3 protein-coding genes are annotated in these 2515 nt (G+C 46.3%); all 3 read left to right on the top strand.

Annotation, left to right across the window (positions count from 1 at the left end):
- Positions 1–81: 81 nt before the first annotated feature.
- From FKN08_RS23570 to FKN08_RS23560, 3 genes are read left to right on the top strand one after another with little or no spacing between them, the layout of a single operon-like run.
- On the top strand, positions 82–435 hold the full coding sequence (locus tag FKN08_RS23570; RefSeq protein WP_055451982.1) for a hypothetical protein: 354 nt from the start codon (positions 82–84) through the stop codon (positions 433–435).
- Positions 432–788, top strand: a complete 357-nt coding sequence (tnpB, locus tag FKN08_RS23565) for an IS66 family insertion sequence element accessory protein TnpB (protein WP_016769320.1) — start codon at positions 432–434, stop codon at positions 786–788. Before FKN08_RS23570 ends, tnpB begins: the two co-directional genes overlap by 4 nt.
- A 55-nt stretch (positions 789–843) precedes the next feature.
- Positions 844–2427: an IS66 family transposase gene (locus FKN08_RS23560; RefSeq protein ID WP_016769319.1), complete on the top strand. Its 1584-nt coding sequence runs from the start codon at positions 844–846 to the stop codon at positions 2425–2427.
- The last annotated feature ends 88 nt before the right edge of the window (positions 2428–2515 follow it).

The raw sequence follows: 2515 nt of genomic DNA, 5'->3' as shown, positions 1-2515 counted from the left end.
GTAAGCGTCTTTAAATCGACTCATTCAATCCTTTTAATAAACGTCGTAACCTTTAACTTTTATCGTTAAAGGTACTCGAAAATGTCTCAGCATAGATCTCAGCAAGAATGGCTACGCCTTGTTCAGAAGTATTACAATAGTGAGCAGTCTGCCGCTCAGTTTTGTTTAGAGCACAATCTTCATCCAAAAACATTTGATAACAACCGTCGCAAACTACACCACTTAGTCAACCTGCCTAAAAAACGAGAAGATTCACTTTCTGAATTCGTTGTTGTTGAAAAAACAGCCATGCTAAACACCAAAACCGAGCAACTGCCTCCCTCTACGTTACCTACGGAATTACGCCTTGAAGCGGGAGCATGCTCTCTTCATGTACCTCGTGATGTAGCACCTCAGTGGCTCGGTCTTCTATTGAAGGAGCTTGCTGTTGTATGAAAATGTTCCCTGATATCTCTGTTATCTATCTCCACAAGGCGCCCGTCGATTTTAGAAAGGGCATTAACGGCTTGAGCTTTATTGTTGAACAGAATATGAACCTTAATCCCTTCTCTGAAGCGCTATTTGTCTTCTCTAATCGCACGCGGGATAAGCTCAAAGTTCTCTACTGGCAGCGTAATGGCTTTTGCCTCTGGCAAAAGCGACTCGAAAAAGACAAGTTCGCTTGGCCAAGAAAAATGCCAGGGAAAACCCTCTCATTAACGGAAGAGCAGTGGCATTGGTTGCTTGATGGGCTCGATATTGAAAAAATGAAACCCCATCAAACATTGAATTACCAAAGTCTTAATTAAATTAAAAAATAATAGCGTATAAGGAACTTTCGCGGCTCTCTGCGATCTTCCTTATATGCCAAATAAAAATAAAGAAGATGAGCTAGCGCTCTTACGTTCAAAAGTGACTGAGCTTGAATCTACGGTACTCACACTTCGCCAATCTCTAAGCGAGAGCGAATTAACCATCCAATCGCTGGTTGAAAAACTCAACCTAGCGCGGCGTAAACGCTTTGGTAGCAGTAGTGAAACCCTGCCCCCTCAGGACTTAGAGTTCAATGAGGCGGAGACTCATGCCGATACGATAGGTGAAGAGGAAGCACCCGATAATCCGAATGATGACGCTTCGGAAGCGGAAAACACTTCATCCGAGACAAAACGTCGTGGTCGCCCAAAGCTTCCCGAAGACCTGCCACGAGAGCGAGTCGTGGTGGACATACCAGAATCAGAAAAAACCTGCTCGTGTTGTCAGTCGATACTCTGCAGGATGGGGCAAAGCACCAGTGAAAAACTGGTGTATATCCCGGCCAAGTTGTATGTCGAAGTCACTGAAAGACCCAAATACGTCTGTCGTCAATGTGACGCGTTAGGAGAGAAGAGTGTTGTTGCAATGGCTCCACCGCCAGCATCGATTATCCCGAAAAGCATCGCGACTCCCTCTTTGCTTGCGCAAATTATCACGAACAAATACCACTATGCCCTGCCTCTCTATCGTCAAGAATCGCTGTTCAGACAATATGGGCTAGCGCTCAGCCGAAAAACGATGAGTCAATGGATACTGCGTTGCGCTGATAAGGTAGAGCCGTTAATCGCCTTACTGAAAGAAACCCTCCTTGCTCAAGATGTTCTGTTCGCGGACGAGACCACGTTGACCGTGCTCGATGACGAAAGAAAGAAAAGTTACATCTGGTTATATGGGTGTGGTCCAGACCGGGGTGGTAATGCGCAATCCCCTGGTATCGTCTTGTTCGACTATCAGGAAGGGAGTCGGGGGCATCACTGCCCTCAATCGTATCTGTCAAACTACACTGGATACCTTCATGTTGATGGGTATAAAGCGTATGAAAAGACAGAGGCGAAGTTGGTGGGTTGCTGGGCTCATGCAAGACGCAAGTTCATAGAGGCAGAGCAGAGCCAACCAAAAGGCAAGCAAGGAAAAGGGGGTAAAATCCAGTGGGCAGTGAGTTGGTTCCAAAAGCTCTATCGTGTTGAACAAGCACTCAAAGATAAGACGAGGGAAGAGCGATATGTTACCCGCCAATCAAAGACTCAGTCTCTGCTCAATGAATTCAAGGCGTGGTTAGATAAATCGGTCACTCAGGTGCCCCCTAAAAGTAAATTGGGTGAGGCGATTAGCTACAGTCTCAATCAATGGTCGAAGCTAGTAAGAGTTATCGATGATGGCCGGTTAAGCATGGATAATAACCGAGCGGAACGTTCAGTACGTCCGTTCACGGTAGGACGGAACAACTGGTTGTTCTCAAAGACTCATAATGGAGCCCGCGCCAGTGCAGTGTTGTACAGTCTTATCGAAACCGCGAAGGCTAACGACTGTGAGCCGTATGAGTACCTCGAATACGTGCTACGAGAAATCCCGAAACTGAAGAGTGAGGATGACCATGGTCATCTTCTACCTTGGAAAATGCCAAAGACGGAATAGTCCGCCCCTACAGAATACCGCTCAGAATGACAGATACCGCCTTAGTTGGCGGTATCTGCGTAGATATTAGAAAGTCAATGAGTCGGTT

The organism is Vibrio sp. 1-2 (7-a) (genome assembly GCF_013048515.1).
Classification (GTDB): Bacteria; Pseudomonadota; Gammaproteobacteria; order Enterobacterales; family Vibrionaceae; genus Vibrio; species Vibrio diabolicus.
The sequence above is the reverse complement of the archived record's forward strand: the minus strand, read 5'-3'. Positions and strand labels throughout refer to the sequence as shown.